The 14,752-nt window shown below is 61.0% G+C and carries 11 protein-coding genes; 6 read left to right on the forward strand and 5 right to left on the reverse strand.

The features are described 5' to 3' along the window. Positions 1–177 precede the first annotated feature (177 nt). Genes CX511_RS08930 through nagZ form a run of 3 tightly spaced genes read left to right on the forward strand, consistent with a single transcriptional unit; the run spans position 178 to position 2,482 of the window. Positions 178–891 (forward strand): TetR/AcrR family transcriptional regulator, encoded by a 714-nt coding sequence (locus tag CX511_RS08930; RefSeq protein WP_045186720.1) that lies wholly within the window; start codon positions 178–180, stop codon positions 889–891. A 45-nt stretch (positions 892–936) separates the two neighbouring features. After that, positions 937–1,461 (forward strand): L,D-transpeptidase, encoded by a 525-nt coding sequence (locus CX511_RS08935; protein WP_101293272.1) that lies wholly within the window; start codon positions 937–939, stop codon positions 1,459–1,461. Positions 1,462–1,483: 22 nt separating this feature from the next. Further along, positions 1,484–2,482 (forward strand): beta-N-acetylhexosaminidase, encoded by a 999-nt coding sequence (gene nagZ, locus CX511_RS08940; RefSeq protein WP_177409698.1) that lies wholly within the window; start codon positions 1,484–1,486, stop codon positions 2,480–2,482. Positions 2,483–2,634: 152 nt separating this feature from the next. Here the strand turns inward: nagZ and CX511_RS08945 are convergent, their stop codons facing one another. From CX511_RS08945 to mfd, 3 genes are read right to left on the reverse strand one after another with little or no spacing between them, the layout of a single operon-like run. Beyond that, on the reverse strand, positions 2,635–4,965 hold the full coding sequence (locus CX511_RS08945; RefSeq protein ID WP_231353442.1) for a DEAD/DEAH box helicase: 2,331 nt from the start codon (positions 4,963–4,965) through the stop codon (positions 2,635–2,637). Between the two features lie 29 nt (positions 4,966–4,994). Beyond that, entirely contained in the window at positions 4,995–5,555 is a 561-nt protein-coding gene (locus CX511_RS08950) for a CsiV family protein (RefSeq protein WP_045186714.1), read from the reverse strand. A 10-nt stretch (positions 5,556–5,565) separates the two neighbouring features. Then, entirely contained in the window at positions 5,566–9,015 is a 3,450-nt protein-coding gene (gene mfd / locus CX511_RS08955) for a transcription-repair coupling factor (RefSeq protein WP_101293270.1), read from the reverse strand. Positions 9,016–9,185: 170 nt separating this feature from the next. Here mfd and CX511_RS08960 point away from each other — a divergent pair, with 170 nt between their 5' ends. The 3 genes from CX511_RS08960 (at position 9,186) to sthA (ending at position 13,327) form a co-directional block, all read left to right on the forward strand. Further along, complete coding sequence (locus tag CX511_RS08960) at positions 9,186–10,649, forward strand: glyceraldehyde-3-phosphate dehydrogenase (protein WP_045186708.1); 1,464 nt, start codon at positions 9,186–9,188, stop codon at positions 10,647–10,649. 72 nt (positions 10,650–10,721) lie between these two features. After that, positions 10,722–11,720 carry an FAD:protein FMN transferase gene (locus CX511_RS08965; RefSeq protein ID WP_045186706.1) on the forward strand — a complete coding sequence of 333 codons (999 nt, stop codon included), beginning with the start codon at positions 10,722–10,724 and terminating at the stop codon, positions 11,718–11,720. A gap of 212 nt (positions 11,721–11,932) precedes the next feature. Continuing rightward, positions 11,933–13,327, forward strand: a complete 1,395-nt coding sequence (gene sthA / locus CX511_RS08970; RefSeq protein ID WP_038608908.1) for a Si-specific NAD(P)(+) transhydrogenase — start codon at positions 11,933–11,935, stop codon at positions 13,325–13,327. Positions 13,328–13,369: 42 nt separating this feature from the next. Here the strand turns inward: sthA and CX511_RS08975 are convergent, their stop codons facing one another. Both CX511_RS08975 and CX511_RS08980 read right to left on the reverse strand, forming a co-directional pair. Then, positions 13,370–14,092, reverse strand: a complete 723-nt coding sequence (locus CX511_RS08975) for a glycerophosphodiester phosphodiesterase (RefSeq protein WP_045186704.1) — start codon at positions 14,090–14,092, stop codon at positions 13,370–13,372. 27 nt (positions 14,093–14,119) lie between these two features. Next, the gene (locus tag CX511_RS08980; RefSeq protein ID WP_045186701.1) at positions 14,120–14,707 is read right to left on the reverse strand and encodes a PilZ domain-containing protein; all 588 of its coding nucleotides are present in this window, start codon (positions 14,705–14,707) and stop codon (positions 14,120–14,122) included. Positions 14,708–14,752 lie beyond the last annotated feature (45 nt).

The following is a 14,752-nucleotide window of genomic DNA, read 5'->3' on the forward strand; positions in this document are numbered from 1 at the left end:
AAGCTGCAAGCACCACGCCTCAAGAAAAACCGCGCGATTGCGCGCAATGCCGTGCAGCGCGCGGCTTGTAGCTGTGATTTAATATCGACTTCACGGTCGCGAAGCGGCTGAGCGGACTTGACAAATCACTACTTTGAAACGTATGTTTCAAACAAGTGTTTGTCAGGCGGAGTAGTCATGGCCCAGTCGGAAACCGTTGAACGCATTCTCGATGCTGCCGAGCAGTTGTTCGCGGAAAAAGGTTTTGCCGAAACCTCATTACGGCTGATCACCAGTAAGGCCGGCGTCAATCTGGCGGCGGTGAACTACCATTTCGGTTCGAAAAAAGCGCTGATTCAGGCGGTCTTCTCGCGATTCCTCGGTCCTTTTTGCACCAGCCTCGAGCGTGAGCTGGAGCGTCGTCAGGCCCGTCCTGAACAAAAGCCAAGCCTTGAAGAGCTGCTCGAGATGCTGGTTGAGCAGGCACTGGTCGTACAGCCGCGCAGCGGCAACGACCTGTCGATCTTCATGCGGCTGTTGGGCCTGGCCTTCAGCCAGAGCCAGGGGCATTTGCGTCGTTACCTGGAAGACATGTACGGCAAGGTATTCCGCCGTTACATGCTGCTGGTCAACGAAGCTGCGCCGCGCATTCCTCCGATCGAGTTGTTCTGGCGCGTGCACTTCATGCTCGGTGCTGCGGCGTTCAGCATGTCCGGAATCAAGGCCCTGCGCGCCATCGCTGAAACCGACTTTGGTGTTAACACCTCGATCGAGCAGGTGATGCGCCTGATGGTGCCGTTTCTCGCCGCCGGCATGCGCGCCGACACCGGGGTGACTGACGAGGCCATGGCCGCCGCGCAGTTGCGCCCGCGCAGCAAGTCATCGAATTCGACGGTCGCTGCCAAGGCCTGATGCCATGGCTGGGCGCAGCGAGCCGCATCGGCTAAGCTAGCGCCCATGCCCAGTCTCGATTTATTGCACATTTCCCTTGCCGATCAATGCCTCTACGGGTTCGCCCGTGGACAGTTGCGCGTGCGCCTGCCGGTGTCCACCGCAGTGAACGGTGCGGGTGAGCGCAATGGCTCCGGTTGTACACCCACAGGCTTGCATCAAGTACGGGCGAAAATCGGTGCAGGCTTGCCGCTAGGTGCGGTACTGTGCGGGCGGCGCTGGACCGGTGAAACCTGGACACCGACCCTGCACGCACAGTACCCCGGTCGCGACTGGATCCTGAGTCGAATCCTCTGGCTCAGCGGTTGCGAGCCGGGGGTCAACCGTATCGGTCCGGTCGACACCTTCCGTCGCTACATTTATCTGCATGGCACGCCCGATTGCGAACCACTGGGCGTGCCGTTGTCCCATGGCTGCGTACGCCTGCACAATGCCGATCTGCTGCAACTGTTTGATCAGGTGCCAGTGCATTGTCCAGTGCGGATTGAAGAAGCCGCGTGCCCCCAGTGGGCCCACGCGCCCCTGAACTGAAGGATCAATTATGAGTGCCAGCCTGCAAGGCTCCCTGATGGTGGACATCGCCGGTACCTGGCTGACCGCCGAAGATCGCCAGCTTTTGCGCCAACCCGAAGTGGCCGGCCTGATCATCTTTGCCCGCAATATCGAAAGCCCACGCCAGGTGCGTGAGCTGACGGCCTCGATCCACGCCATTCGCCCGGACCTGATCCTGGCAGTGGACCAGGAGGGTGGCCGGGTCCAGCGCCTGCGGCAGGGCTTCGTGCGCCTGCCAGCGATGCGGGCGATTGCCGATAACGATAACGCCGAGTACCTCGCCGAGCAGTGCGGTTGGCTGATGGCCACTGAAGTGTTGGCGGTGGGGCTGGACCTGAGCTTTGCCCCGGTGCTGGACTTGGATCACCAGCGTAGTGCGGTGGTTGGCAGTCGTGCCTTTGAAGGTGACCCGCAGCGCGCCACGGTCCTGGCAGGGGCTTTCATCCGTGGCATGAACGCGGCGGGCATGGCGGCCTGTGGCAAGCATTTTCCTGGTCATGGTTGGGCTGAAGCTGATTCCCATGTCGCTATTCCTACCGATGAGCGCAGCCTGGAGCAGATTCGCGCAGTTGACCTGGTGCCGTTTGCGCGCCTAAGCGGACAGTTGGCGGCAGTCATGCCGGCCCATGTCATCTACCCGCAGGTCGATAATCAGCCGGCAGGCTTCTCGCGGCGTTGGCTACAGGACATCCTTCGCGGTGAACTGGGCTTTGATGGGGTGATCTTCAGTGACGATCTGTCGATGGCGGGCGCCCATGTGGTGGGCGATGCAGCCAGTCGTATCGAAGCGGCGCTGAGTGCCGGTTGTGATATGGGGCTGGTGTGCAATGATCGGGCGGCGGCCGAGCTGGCCCTGACGGCAGCGCAGCGATTGAAGGTCAAACCTTCGCCGCGGATCGCGCAGATGCGCGGGCAGGGCTTTGCCCGTACCGATTATCGTCAGCAGCCGCGCTGGCTGGAAGCGCTCGGTGCGCTGAAGGAAGCGCAACTGGTCGATTGATGCAGGCGCCTATCGATTTGTAGCCGCTGCCGCCAGGCTGCGATCGGGCGTGAAACGGCCGTCATTCAGGCTCCACGGTGCCTGGATGACGACTGCTTCGCAGTCGATCGCAGCCTGGCGGCAGCGGCTACATGGCATTGGCGGTGATGAGTTCAGCCGGCTTTTGTGCCCTTGCGCTGCCCCGGCAATGGCGCAAACAGCGCATCGATATCTTCTGCCGCTAAACGCCAATCCCCCGCCTGACGTCCATCCAGTACCCCGGCCGCCAACGCCGATTTCTCCTGCTGCAACTGCTGGATCTTTTCTTCCACGGTGCCGCGGGTAATCAACTTGTAGACGAATACCGGCTTTTCCTGGCCAATGCGATACGCACGGTCAGTAGCCTGGTTCTCGGCGGCCGGATTCCACCAGGGATCGTAATGGATCACGGTATCGGCTGCGGTCAGGTTCAGGCCTACGCCACCGGCCTTGAGGCTGATCAGGAATATCTGCAGCCGGCCATTCTGGAAGTCCTGCACCGGCGCGCGGCGATCACGGGTTTCGCCGGTCAGCAGGGCATAGGCAATGCCACGTTGCTCAAGCTCAGCCTCAATCAGTCGCAACATGCTGGTGAACTGCGAGAACAACAGCACCCGACGACCTTCGGCAAGCAATTCTTCGAGCATCTCCATCAGGCTTGTGAGCTTGCCCGAATGGGCGCCGCGGGCAGTGGAGGCTTCGCTGTTGACCAGGCGTAAATCGCAGCAGACCTGGCGCAGTTTAAGCAGCGCCTCAAGAATGATGATCTGGCTGCGGGCCACGCCCTTGCGAGTAATTTCGGCGCGTACTTTCTGGTCCATGGCCAGGCGCATGGTCTCGTAGACATCGCGCTGGGCATCGCTGAGATCGACCCAGTGGATCATCTCGGTCTTGGCTGGCAGCTCCGTGGCCACCTGCTCTTTGGTGCGGCGCAGCAGGAACGGTTTGATCCGTGCGTTGAGGTGTTGCAGGCGCTCGTTGTTGCCCTGGCGTTCGATCGGTGTGCGGTAATCGCGGTTGAAGGCCTGGGCATCACCCAGCCAGCCAGGTAGCAGGAAGTGGAACAGCGACCACAGTTCGCCCAGGTGGTTTTCCAGGGGCGTACCGCTCAGGCACAGGCGCTGACGGGCTTCGAGCTGGCGTGCAGCCTGGGCGGCCTTGCTGCCTGGGCTCTTGATGTACTGGGCCTCGTCGAGGATCAGTACATGCAGCGCCAGGCCTTTGAAGTGCTCCAGGTCCTTGGGCAGTAGGGCGTAGGTGGTTAGCAGCAGATCGTAGTCCTGCAGGTGGTCGAAATGCTTGCGTCGGCCAATACCTTGTAGCGCCAGTACCTGCAAGCCGGGAGCGAAGCGTGCGGCCTCGTCCTGCCAGTTGGGGATCAGGCTGGTGGGCATCACCACCATGGCCGGACGGGTCAGGCGTCCGGCATTCTTTTCGGTGAGTAGGTGGGCGAGGGTCTGCAGGGTTTTGCCCAGGCCCATATCGTCCGCCAGGATGCCGCCGACCTCCAGCTCACGCAGGGCCTGCATCCAGCTCAGGCCTTCGAGTTGATACGGGCGCAAGGTGGCGCTCAGGCCGTCCGGGGTTTGTGCCGGTTGCAGGCGGATATCGCGCAGGCGCTCGGCCAGGCTGCGCACCCGCTCGCCGCCTTGCCAGCTCAATGGCAGCTCTTCAAGGGCGTTGAGGCGCGGGGCGTCGAGCGTGGGCAAACGCACGCTGGTTTCCCCAGGCTCACGCAAGTAAAAGTCACCCAGGGTTGCCAGCACCGGCTTGAGCCGGCCGTAGGGCAGGGCTACTTGCAGCTGGCGCCGACTCTCGCCTGTCGGGGCAGGAATCTGTACCAGCAGTTGTTCGTCGTCGCGCCGTTTGTGCAGTTGCGTCGGATTGAGCAGTTCGGGATGGCTGCGCAGTACATTGAGCAGGATCGGCAGCAAGCTCAGGCGGTGGCCGTTAACCTCGATACCCAGCTCCAGGTCGAACCAGTCGCGGCCGCTGGTCTCGTCGATCTGTGCGTACCAATCGTCGACCTGGGCAAGGTTGAAGGCGAAGTCGTCGGTGAACTCGATCTCCCAGCCTTGCTCGCGCAGGGTGGGCAGGTCGTTGAGCATGAAGCGCAGCCAGGCAGCTTCGGAGGCAAGCTCCAGAAGATCACCGGCGCTTTCGGGCAGGGCTTTGCTTTGCCGGGTGGCGACTTTAAAGCCCAAGCGCTGGAGGGTTTGTCTGATCTTGCTTTCGGCCTCTGTGTGGCGTTGTATGCGTTGGCTGCTGGTGCCCTCCAGGCGGGAAGCTTCCTTGCCCTGTCTGCCACTGGCGCGGATGCCGTCATAGACGAACGACAGCGCCGCCCGGTGCTGGTGCTGGCGCTGCATTCTGCCGGTTTGCGGCACGTAAGCGCTGAATTCGTGGCTGCCCAGGATCAGGTGGGGCGTGGGGGCAATACCGTTGATGATCTTCTCGCTCAATATTCTGGGGGGATCTGCCGTTTGGGGTGCAGCTACTGCTCCATCATCTCTGGTGCGGGTGTGGGCGCGCTGACCGGGCGGTTCGCGGTGACCTTGAGCAGCAGGGCCAAATGGCCGCCGTCAAGGAAGGTGAGTTCACCATTTTTCACCGTGCTGTTGCTCTGCTTGAGCTGTTCGCTTTGAGTTACCGCGCCGTTGCCGTCCAGTTGGTTGACCCAGAAGTTGGCCTCGACACTGATAAAACGCTCTTCTTTGAGGCTCAGGTTGCCCTCGATCGGAAAGTGCCCGAACTGCTCCTTGCCGTCACTGATTGCGACGCTGCCGGCATCCTGTGTCCAGGCTTTTTGCAGAAGGACGGTGTACTGGCTATCGGCGCTGAGCTTTGCCGCTTCGTCATTCATGGACGGTTGGCGCATATCCCCGTTGGCAAGCGCCTTGGCACCGTTGCTCCAGTCTTCCGGGGCGAACTGGCTGGTGATTGCCGGCACGGCGTTCTGCCGGACCAGGATCATTTCAACCTGATAAACGCCTTCAGCAAATGCAGCGGGAGTGAACAACGCCAGCAGCAGGGTCAGGCAGCGAATGGCACGCATGGATCTTCCTTCACGCAGATTGTGGGGTCAGGCGCTCGAACAGCGCCTCGAGGTTATTGAAACGTTCTTCTGGGCGCTCCATCGGCACCATGAACTTGAACTGGGTCGCGCCTTCGAACTTATAGCGCTTGGGCTGGCCCTGGATCAATTTGATCAGCACCAATGGGTCGACCGGGGTTTCGGCTTCGAACTCAATCTTGCCGCCATTGGGGCCGGCATCGACTTTTTTGATCCCCAGCTTCTCCGCTTGAAGCTTGAGCAAGGTCAGGCGCACCAGATTTTTGGTGGGTTCGGGCAGTAGGCCAAAGCGGTCGATCATCTCGACTTGCAGGTCTTTGAGGCCGTCTTCGTCCGCTGCCGAGGCGATGCGTTTGTACAGGATCAGCCGGGCGTGCACGTCCGGCAGGTAGTCTTCGGGAATCAGTGCCGGTAGGCGCAGGTTGATTTCCGGGCCACCGCCCAGTGGCTGGTCGAGGTTCGGTTGGGTGCCTTTGCGGATGGCTTTGACCGCACGCTCGAGCATCTCCATGTACAAGGTGAAGCCGACGGCCTGGATCTGCCCGCTCTGACCTTCGCCGAGCAGTTCGCCGGCGCCACGGATTTCCAGGTCGTTGGTGGCCAGGACAAAGCCGGCGCCCAGATCCTGGGTGTTGGCGATGGCCTCCAGGCGCTTCTCGGCATCTGGCGTGATCTGTTGGCGCGGCGGCGTGAGCAAGTAGGCATAGGCCTGGTGGTGACTGCGCCCGACCCGGCCGCGCAGCTGGTGCAGCTGGGCCAGGCCGAACTTGTCGGCACGCTCGATGATGATGGTGTTGGCGCTGGGTACGTCGATACCGGTCTCGATGATGGTCGAGGCGATCAGTACGTTGAAGCGCTTGTGGTAGAAGTCGCTCATCACCTGTTCGAGTTCGCGCTCGCGCATCTGTCCGTGGCCAATGCCGATCCGTGCCTCAGGCACCAGTTCGGCGAGGTCGGCGGCGCATTTCTCGATGCTCTTCACGTCATTGTGCAGGTAGTAGACCTGGCCACCGCGCAGCAGCTCACGCAGCAGTGCTTCCTTGACCGTGCTCTTGTTCTGCTCCATGACAAAAGTGCGCACCGACAGTCGACGCGCCGGCGGGGTGGCGATGATCGACAGGTCGCGCATGCCGGCCACGGCCATGTTCAGGGTCCGCGGGATTGGCGTGGCGGTCAGGGTCAGGATGTCCACCTCGCTGCGCAGCGCCTTGAGCTGTTCTTTCTGGCGTACGCCAAAGCGGTGCTCTTCGTCGATGATCACCAGGCCCAGGTCTTTGATCTTGACGTCGTCCTGCAGCAACTTGTGGGTGCCGATGACGATGTCGATCTTGCCTTCGGCGAGGTCGGCAACGGCCGCGGCGACTTCTTTGGGCGATTTGAAACGGCTCATCACTTCAACGGTCACTGGCCAGTCAGCAAAGCGGTCGCGGAAGCTGTTGTAGTGCTGTTGGGCGAGCAGGGTGGTCGGTACCAGGATGGCCACCTGGCGACCGCCGTGCACAGCGATGAAGGCGGCGCGCATGGCCACTTCTGTCTTGCCGAAACCAACGTCGCCGCAGACCAGGCGGTCCATTGGCTTGGCCGCGAGCATGTCTTCGCGTACCGCGTCGATGGCACTCTGCTGATCAGGGGTTTCTTCGAACGGGAAGCCGGCGCTGAAGGTCGCATAGTCAACCGACGGATCCGCGAAGGCATAGCCTTTGCGTGCCGCGCGGCGGGCATAGATGTCGAGCAGCTCGGCGGCGACGTCGCGGACTTGTTCGGCGGCTTTGCGCTTGGCTTTTTGCCAGGCCTCCGAGCCCAGTCGATGCAGGGGCGCCAGGGCATCATCACTGCCGGTGTAGCGGGCGATCAGGTGCAAGTTGGCCACTGGCACGTAGAGCTTGGCACCCTCGGCGTATTCCAGGGTGAGGAATTCAGCCGCCTGGTTGTCGATTTCCAGGGTCGCCAGGCCCAGGTAGCGACCGACACCGTGGTCGATATGCACCACCGGGGCGCCTTCGCGCAACTCGGTGAGGTTCTTGATCACTGCATCGTTGTTGGCGTCGCTGCGTTTGTCCCGGCGCCGGCGCTGCATCACCCGCTGGCCAAACAGCGGGCTCTCGGCGACCAGGGCTATCGCCGGGTCGTCCAGCAACAGGCCCTCATCCAGCGGTGCGATGGTGATTGCCAGGCGCTCTTTGCCCGCGACGAAGGCACTCCAGCTGTCGACGGTTTGCGGGCGCAGCTTCAAGCGTTCGAGCAGCTCCAGCAATACTTCGCGACGGCCCGCCGATTCGGCGGTAAACAAGACGCGGCCAGGAAACTGGTCGAGAAAGCCCGACAGCGCCGCCAGTGGTTGATTGGCTTTGGCTTCGATGGCCAGGTTTGGCAGGGCTTGAGCAGGGAAGCGCTCGCGACCGACACCGCTGTCGACGTCATCCTGGCTGACCACCACGCGCGGCCAACTCTTGAGTCGGGCAAAGCAGCCTTCCACTGGCATAAACAGTTCGGCCGGTGGCAACAAGGGCCGCGACGGATCGATACGCCGCTCTTCGTAGCGGTTGCGTACATCGCTCCAGAAGTGCTCGGCGGCCTGCTCGACACCCGGCAGGGAAAATACCTGGGTGTCTTGCGGGAGGTAGTCGAACAGCGTCGAAGTGTCGTCGAAAAACAGCGGCAGGTAGTACTCGATGCCGGCCGGGGTGATCCCGCTGGACAGGTCCTGGAAGATTGAGCAACGGCGGAAATCGACGTCAAAGCGCTCGCGAAAGCGTGCCTTGAAACGGGTCACCGCATCCTTTTGCAAGGGGAACTCGCGAGCGGGCAGCAGGCGTACCGAGTCAACCTTGTCGATCGAACGCTGGGTCTCCGGATCGAAGGTGCGCAGGGTCTCGATTTCGTCGTCGAACAGATCGATCCGGTAGGGCAGCTTGCTGCCCATCGGGAACAGATCGATGAGTGCGCCACGGACCGCGAACTCACCGTGCTCGTAGACGGTGTCGACACAGCGGTAACCGCTGGCCTCCAGGCGCAGACGCATCTGCTCGACATCCAGCTTCTGACCGATGTCCAGCACCAGGCTGCTGCCCAAGAGAAAGCGGGTCGGTGCCAGGCGGTGCAGGGCAGTGGTGATCGGCACCACGAGAATGCCGTGATCAAGCTCCGGCAAACGGTACAGGCTGGAAATCCGCTGGGAGATGATGTCCTGGTGCGGCGAGAACAGATCGTAGGGCAGGGTTTCCCAGTCGGGGAAGGGCAGTACCGGCAACTGCGGCGCAAAAAAACGCAACTCCTGCTCGAGCCGGTCAGCGCTCTGGCTGTCGGCGGTCAGCAACAGGGTGAAGCGTTTGGCGGCGCTGGCAGCTTCGGCGATGGCCAGGCTCAGGGCGGCGCCCGGCAAGTTGCCCCAGGTTTGTTTACCGGCAGTGGCCGGCAGGTGCGGTAGACGCAGAACAGGCACGGGAGGTCGAGCTCCAAGCGTTGCGACAAAGACGCCAATTGTACCGGTCACAGGCCCGTGCTGTCAGGTCGTGCGCAGGCTAATTGCATGTAGTGAGCGCGTGGCGACAGGCGCTCATTGCTCGATGGGCTGCGGGGCGTCATAATGTAGCCCCTTTTTTCTGTCCCTACATGTGGAAGGTTCCCGTGACTCAGAAGCCCGACCAGTGTCTTGGTGAGTGGATTGATCGTGAAGCACTTGCAGAAGCGATGATCCCGCTTATCGGTCAGCTCTACCGCAATAACAATGTGGTGAGCTCGATCTATGGCCGCAGCCTGATCAACCGTTCGGTGATCTCGATTCTCAAAGCACACCGCTTTGCTCGTCATCGCCAAACCGACGAAACCGAACTCTCTGTCCACGAGACATTCCCGCTGCTCAAAGCGATGAGCGAGCTGAAACTGGGCGCCGCTTCGGTCGACCTGGGCAAGCTGGCGAACAAATTCAAGCTGGAAGGCAACGGCCGTAGCGCCGAGCAGTTCGTGCGTGAAGAAATGGCCGACGTTGTTGGTCAGCAGAACGCTTCGGCACGTAAAGGCACCGACGTTGTGCTTTACGGCTTCGGTCGTATCGGCCGCCTGTTGGCGCGCATCCTGATCGAAAAAACCGGCGGTGGCGACGGCCTGCGTCTGCGCGCCATCGTCGTGCGCAAAGGCGCCGAGAACGATCTGGTCAAACGTGCCAGCCTGCTGCGTCGTGACTCGGTTCACGGCCCGTTCGATGGCACCATCACCATCGACGAAGAACACAACACCATCACTGCCAACGGTAACCTGATCCAGGTTATCTACGCCAAGAACCCGAGCGAAGTCGACTACACCCAGTACGGCATCGAAAACGCTCTGGTCGTGGACAACACCGGTGTATGGCGTGACGCCGACGGCCTCGGCCAGCACCTGGCCTGCCCAGGCGCTGCCCGCGTGATTCTCACCGCACCTGGCAAAGGCGCGCTGAAGAACATCGTTCACGGCATCAACCACGGCGAAATCAGCGCTGACGACAAGATCATCTCGGCCGCTTCGTGCACCACCAACGCCATCGTGCCGGTGCTCAAGGCTGTCAATGACAAGTACGGCATCGTCAATGGCCACGTCGAAACCGTTCACTCGTTCACCAACGACCAGAACCTGATCGACAACTTCCACAAGGGCAGCCGTCGTGGCCGCGCCGCACCGCTGAACATGGTTATCACCGAGACCGGTGCTGCCACCGCAGCGGCCAAAGCGCTGCCAGTGCTCAAGGGCAAGCTGACCGGTAACGCGATTCGTGTTCCAACGCCGAACGTGTCGATGGCCATCCTGAACCTGAACCTGGAAAAGGCCACCAACCGCGAAGAAATCAACGAGTACCTGCGCCAGATGGCCATGCACTCGGACCTGCACAAGCAGATCGATTACGTCAGCTCCCAGGAAGTGGTATCCACCGACTTCGTCGGTTCGCGCCACGCCGGTGTGGTTGATGCCGAAGCCACCATCTGCAACGATAACCGTGTTGTCTTGTACGTCTGGTACGACAACGAATTCGGTTACAGCTGCCAGGTTGTGCGCGTGATGGAAGACATGGCCGGTGTAAACCCGCCAGCTTTCCCACGCTAAGCTTGGCTTGGTTGTGAAAGACGGGAACCTTAGGGTTCCCGTTTTTTTTGCCTGTCATTTCCAGGAGGACGGATGCGCAATGTGTTGCTGGTGAGTGTGTGGATGAGTCTGGTCGGCTGCGGGCAGGGCGAGAACACGCTTGAGCGCATCAGTGGCCCGACCATGGGCAGCAGTTACACCGTGCAATATGTACGTACACCTCAAGGGCCCGTGCCGGAACAGGTCAGGCGTGAGGTCGAGGCTGTTCTTGAAGGTGTTGACCAGCGTTTTTCTACTTATCGCAGTGATTCGCTGATCGAGACCTTCAATCGCTTGCCTGGCAATAGCTGTCAAACCATGCCCGCTGATGTGCTCGACTTGGTGCGCGTGGGTGAGCAGTTGTCACAGCAAAGTGACGGCGCGTTTGACCTGACCATTGAGCCATTGCTCGATCTGTGGGGCTTCGGCCCGCAGTCGCGGATGGAGAAAGTACCCGGGGCCAAGGCTTTGGCCAGCGCCCGCCAGCGCGTCGGACATGGGCATTTGCGCATAGTTGGCGAGCAGCTGTGCAAGGATGCGCCAGTGCAAGTCGACTTCAACAGTATTGCTGCCGGGTACGCGGTGGACTTGGTGGTTGAGCGGCTAAACGCCCTGGGGGTCACGGATTTGCTGGTCGAGGCCACGGGGGAGCTCAAGGCGCTGGGGCGAAAACCTGATGGCAGTCACTGGAAAGTGGCCTTGGAGCTGCCCCGCGAAGATCGTCAGATTGCCCAGCAAGTGTTGGCGCTGGATGGCTTTGGCGTGTCGACCTCCGGTGACTATCGTCATTATTTCGAGGAGAATGGCCAGCGCTATTCACATACCTTCGATGCGCGCTCGGGCAAACCTGTGAAGCACGATTTGGCGTCGGTGACGGTGTTCGAACGTTCGACACTGATGGCTGATGGTTATTCGACCCTGTTGTTGGTCCTTGGGCCGCAGGACGGTTGGGACTTCGCCCTCAGGCACGAGATTGCTGCGGTGTTCGTGACCCGGGTCGCCGACGGTTTTGTCTCCCGCAGCACGCCGGCGTTCGAACAGGTGAAGCCGTAGGCGCGGATAGATTCACGCCCACAGAGCGAGTGCATCGAAAGTGTGCGGTGACATGTAGTGCAGAGAAAAATAGCCTACGACGCGACCAAGGGTTAATGTGCGCGGCGTTAAAGCTTGATTAGACTGCACCCGAATTTTTCATGGCGCCGCTGGCGGCATGATCTAGCCCCGCTTGCCAATGTGGCGACCGGGCCTGTTCTAAAGGAGTACGCATGGCTGTCTACAACTACGACGTAGTGGTGCTGGGTTCCGGCCCCGCAGGAGAAGGGGCGGCAATGAATGCTGCCAAAGCAGGACGCAAGGTGGCGATGGTCGATAGCCGTCGTCAGGTCGGCGGTAACTGCACCCACCTGGGCACCATCCCGTCCAAGGCCCTGCGTCACTCGGTGCGCCAGATCATGCAGTTCAACACCAACCCGATGTTCCGGGCCATTGGTGAGCCGCGCTGGTTCTCGTTCCCTGACGTGCTCAAAAGCGCCGAGAAGGTCATCGCCAAGCAGGTTGCTTCGCGCACCGGCTACTACGCCCGCAACCGTGTTGACGTGTTCTTCGGCACCGGCAGCTTCGCCGACGAGCAAACCATCGAAGTGGTTTGTGCCAACGGTGTGGTCGAGAAGCTGGTGGCCAAGCACATCATCATTGCCACCGGTTCGCGTCCGTATCGTCCGGCTGATATCGATTTCCACCACCCGCGTATCTACGATAGTGACACCATCCTCAGTCTCGGCCACACCCCGCGCAAACTGATCGTTTACGGCGCTGGCGTGATCGGTTGCGAGTACGCTTCGATCTTCAGCGGTCTGGGCGTGCTGGTGGAGCTGGTGGACAACCGCGGTCAGCTGTTGAGCTTCCTTGATTCGGAAATCTCCCAGGCACTGAGCTATCACTTCAGCAACAACAACATCACTGTTCGCCATAACGAAGAGTATGAGCGTGTCGAAGGCCTGGACAACGGGGTGATCCTGCACCTCAAATCCGGCAAGAAGATCAAGGCCGACGCCTTGCTCTGGTGCAATGGCCGGACCGGCAACACCGACAAGCTGGGCCTGGAAAACATCGGCATCAAGGTCAACAGCCGTGGCCAGATCGAAGTCGATGAGAACTACCGTACTCACGTGCCGAACATTTACGGCGCCGGCGACGTGATCGGCTGGCCGAGCCTGGCCAGCGCTGCTCACGACCAGGGTCGTTCGGCAGCGGGTAGCATCGTTGACAATGGCAGCTGGCGTTTCGTCAACGACGTGCCGACGGGTATCTACACCATTCCGGAGATCAGCTCGATCGGCAAGAACGAGCAGGAACTGACCCAGGCCAAGGTACCGTACGAAGTCGGCAAGGCCTTCTTCAAAGGTATGGCGCGGGCGCAGATTGCTGGTGAACCGCAAGGCATGCTGAAGATCCTGTTCCACCGCGAAACCCTGGAAATCCTTGGCGTGCACTGCTTCGGTTATCAGGCGTCGGAGATTGTCCACATCGGTCAGGCGATCATGGATCAGCCGGGTGAGCGCAATACCCTGAAGTATTTCGTCAACACCACCTTCAACTACCCGACCATGGCCGAAGCCTATCGGGTAGCGGCCTACGACGGCCTCAACCGGCTTTTTTGAGCGGCTCCGGCCGGTGGCCTGAGCCGGCCGGGGAGACCGATTTCAGCGATTCTCGAGGGTGGCGCTGGCCAAACCGGGAAAGTCTGTAATCAGGCTGTCTACGCCGAAGTCGGCGAGCCTGCGCATCAGCGCCGGCTCGTTGACTGTCCACACCGACACGTGCAACCCCTGACGCTGGGCCTTGATCAGGCGTTCAGGGGTGCACAGTGTCCAGTTCAGCGCGAGCAAGTTGCAGCCATAGTTCTGGGCGACCTTCAGCGGGTCGAGCCAGGCGTATTCGGCGACCAGTCCACGGGAAATATCCGGCGTCAGCTCAAGGGCCGCCCCCAGCACTTCGCGCGAGCTGGAGGTGATGGTGATCTTGTCGAGCAGGCCATATTGCTGGGCCATCTCACGAATCGCCAGCACGGTCGTCACTGCCCGGGTGCGTGAGGCGCTTTTGACCTCCAGTTGCCAGTGATCGAAGTCGCACTTTTCGAACAGCTCTTCAAGCCGCGGAATCGGGCAGGGTGATACCCAGCCCGGGCCCCCCTTGCGTGCATCGTAGGTCGCAAGGTCGGCGGACGCGTGCTCGGCAACTTTGCCGCGACGGCCCGTGGTGCGTTTGAGGGTGGTGTCGTGGATGACCATCAGCTCGTTGTCGGCCGACAGGTGCAGGTCCAGTTCGCAGTGGCGCACGCCATGCTTGAGGCACTGCTGGAAGCTGGTCAGGGTGTTTTCGGGGGCTTCGCCCTTGGCGCCACGGTGGCCGTAAATCTGGGTCACGTTTGTTCCTTCAAGAAAAAGTGAAACTCAGGATGCGCTCGGGGTGTTCTGGTCCAGCGCCTGGCGTCGTTGTTGCGCCTGTCGTTGAAGGATGTAACGCGCCAGCAATTGGCGCTGGGCGTCGGTCATGTCAACGAACTCGGTGCCGATTTCGTACTGGCCGTCGGCCTGTTGGTCGCAGTGGGTGATTCTGGCGCGCAACAGCAAGCCCAAGGCCTGGGGCATCAGGACCATCTTCACCGCCACACGGTTGCCCGCAGCAATCGGTTGTGCCTGGTTGAACTCAATGCCCCCTTCGGACAGCACCACAGCTTGTGGCGCGCTGAGTTGCCCCAGCAGGGTTTGCGCAACGACAGCACTCAACAGGTCGATGCGTTTGTTCTGCGCCTTGAGGAAGGCGGCCAGGGTACGGTCCTTGTCGCTGAGCTGGCGCAGCAGGTGCTGGGACTCGAATTCGCTCAGGTGCAGTTCGCTGAGCAGGTTGAAAAGCGGTGAATCATCTTGCAACAAGTCTGCGCCAAGGGCTTCAGCAGCACTCAACGGGTTAATTTCCAGTGCGATCCGGTCCTCGATACGGTAGTATTCGCGGCGATCTTCTTCATCTAATGTCGACATGGCGAACCCATGGTAGCGGCGGTGGTCTGAGTGTAAAGCTGCTAT

Source organism: Pseudomonas sp. S06B 330 (assembly GCF_002845275.2).
In the GTDB taxonomy this organism is placed as follows: Bacteria; Pseudomonadota; Gammaproteobacteria; order Pseudomonadales; family Pseudomonadaceae; genus Aquipseudomonas.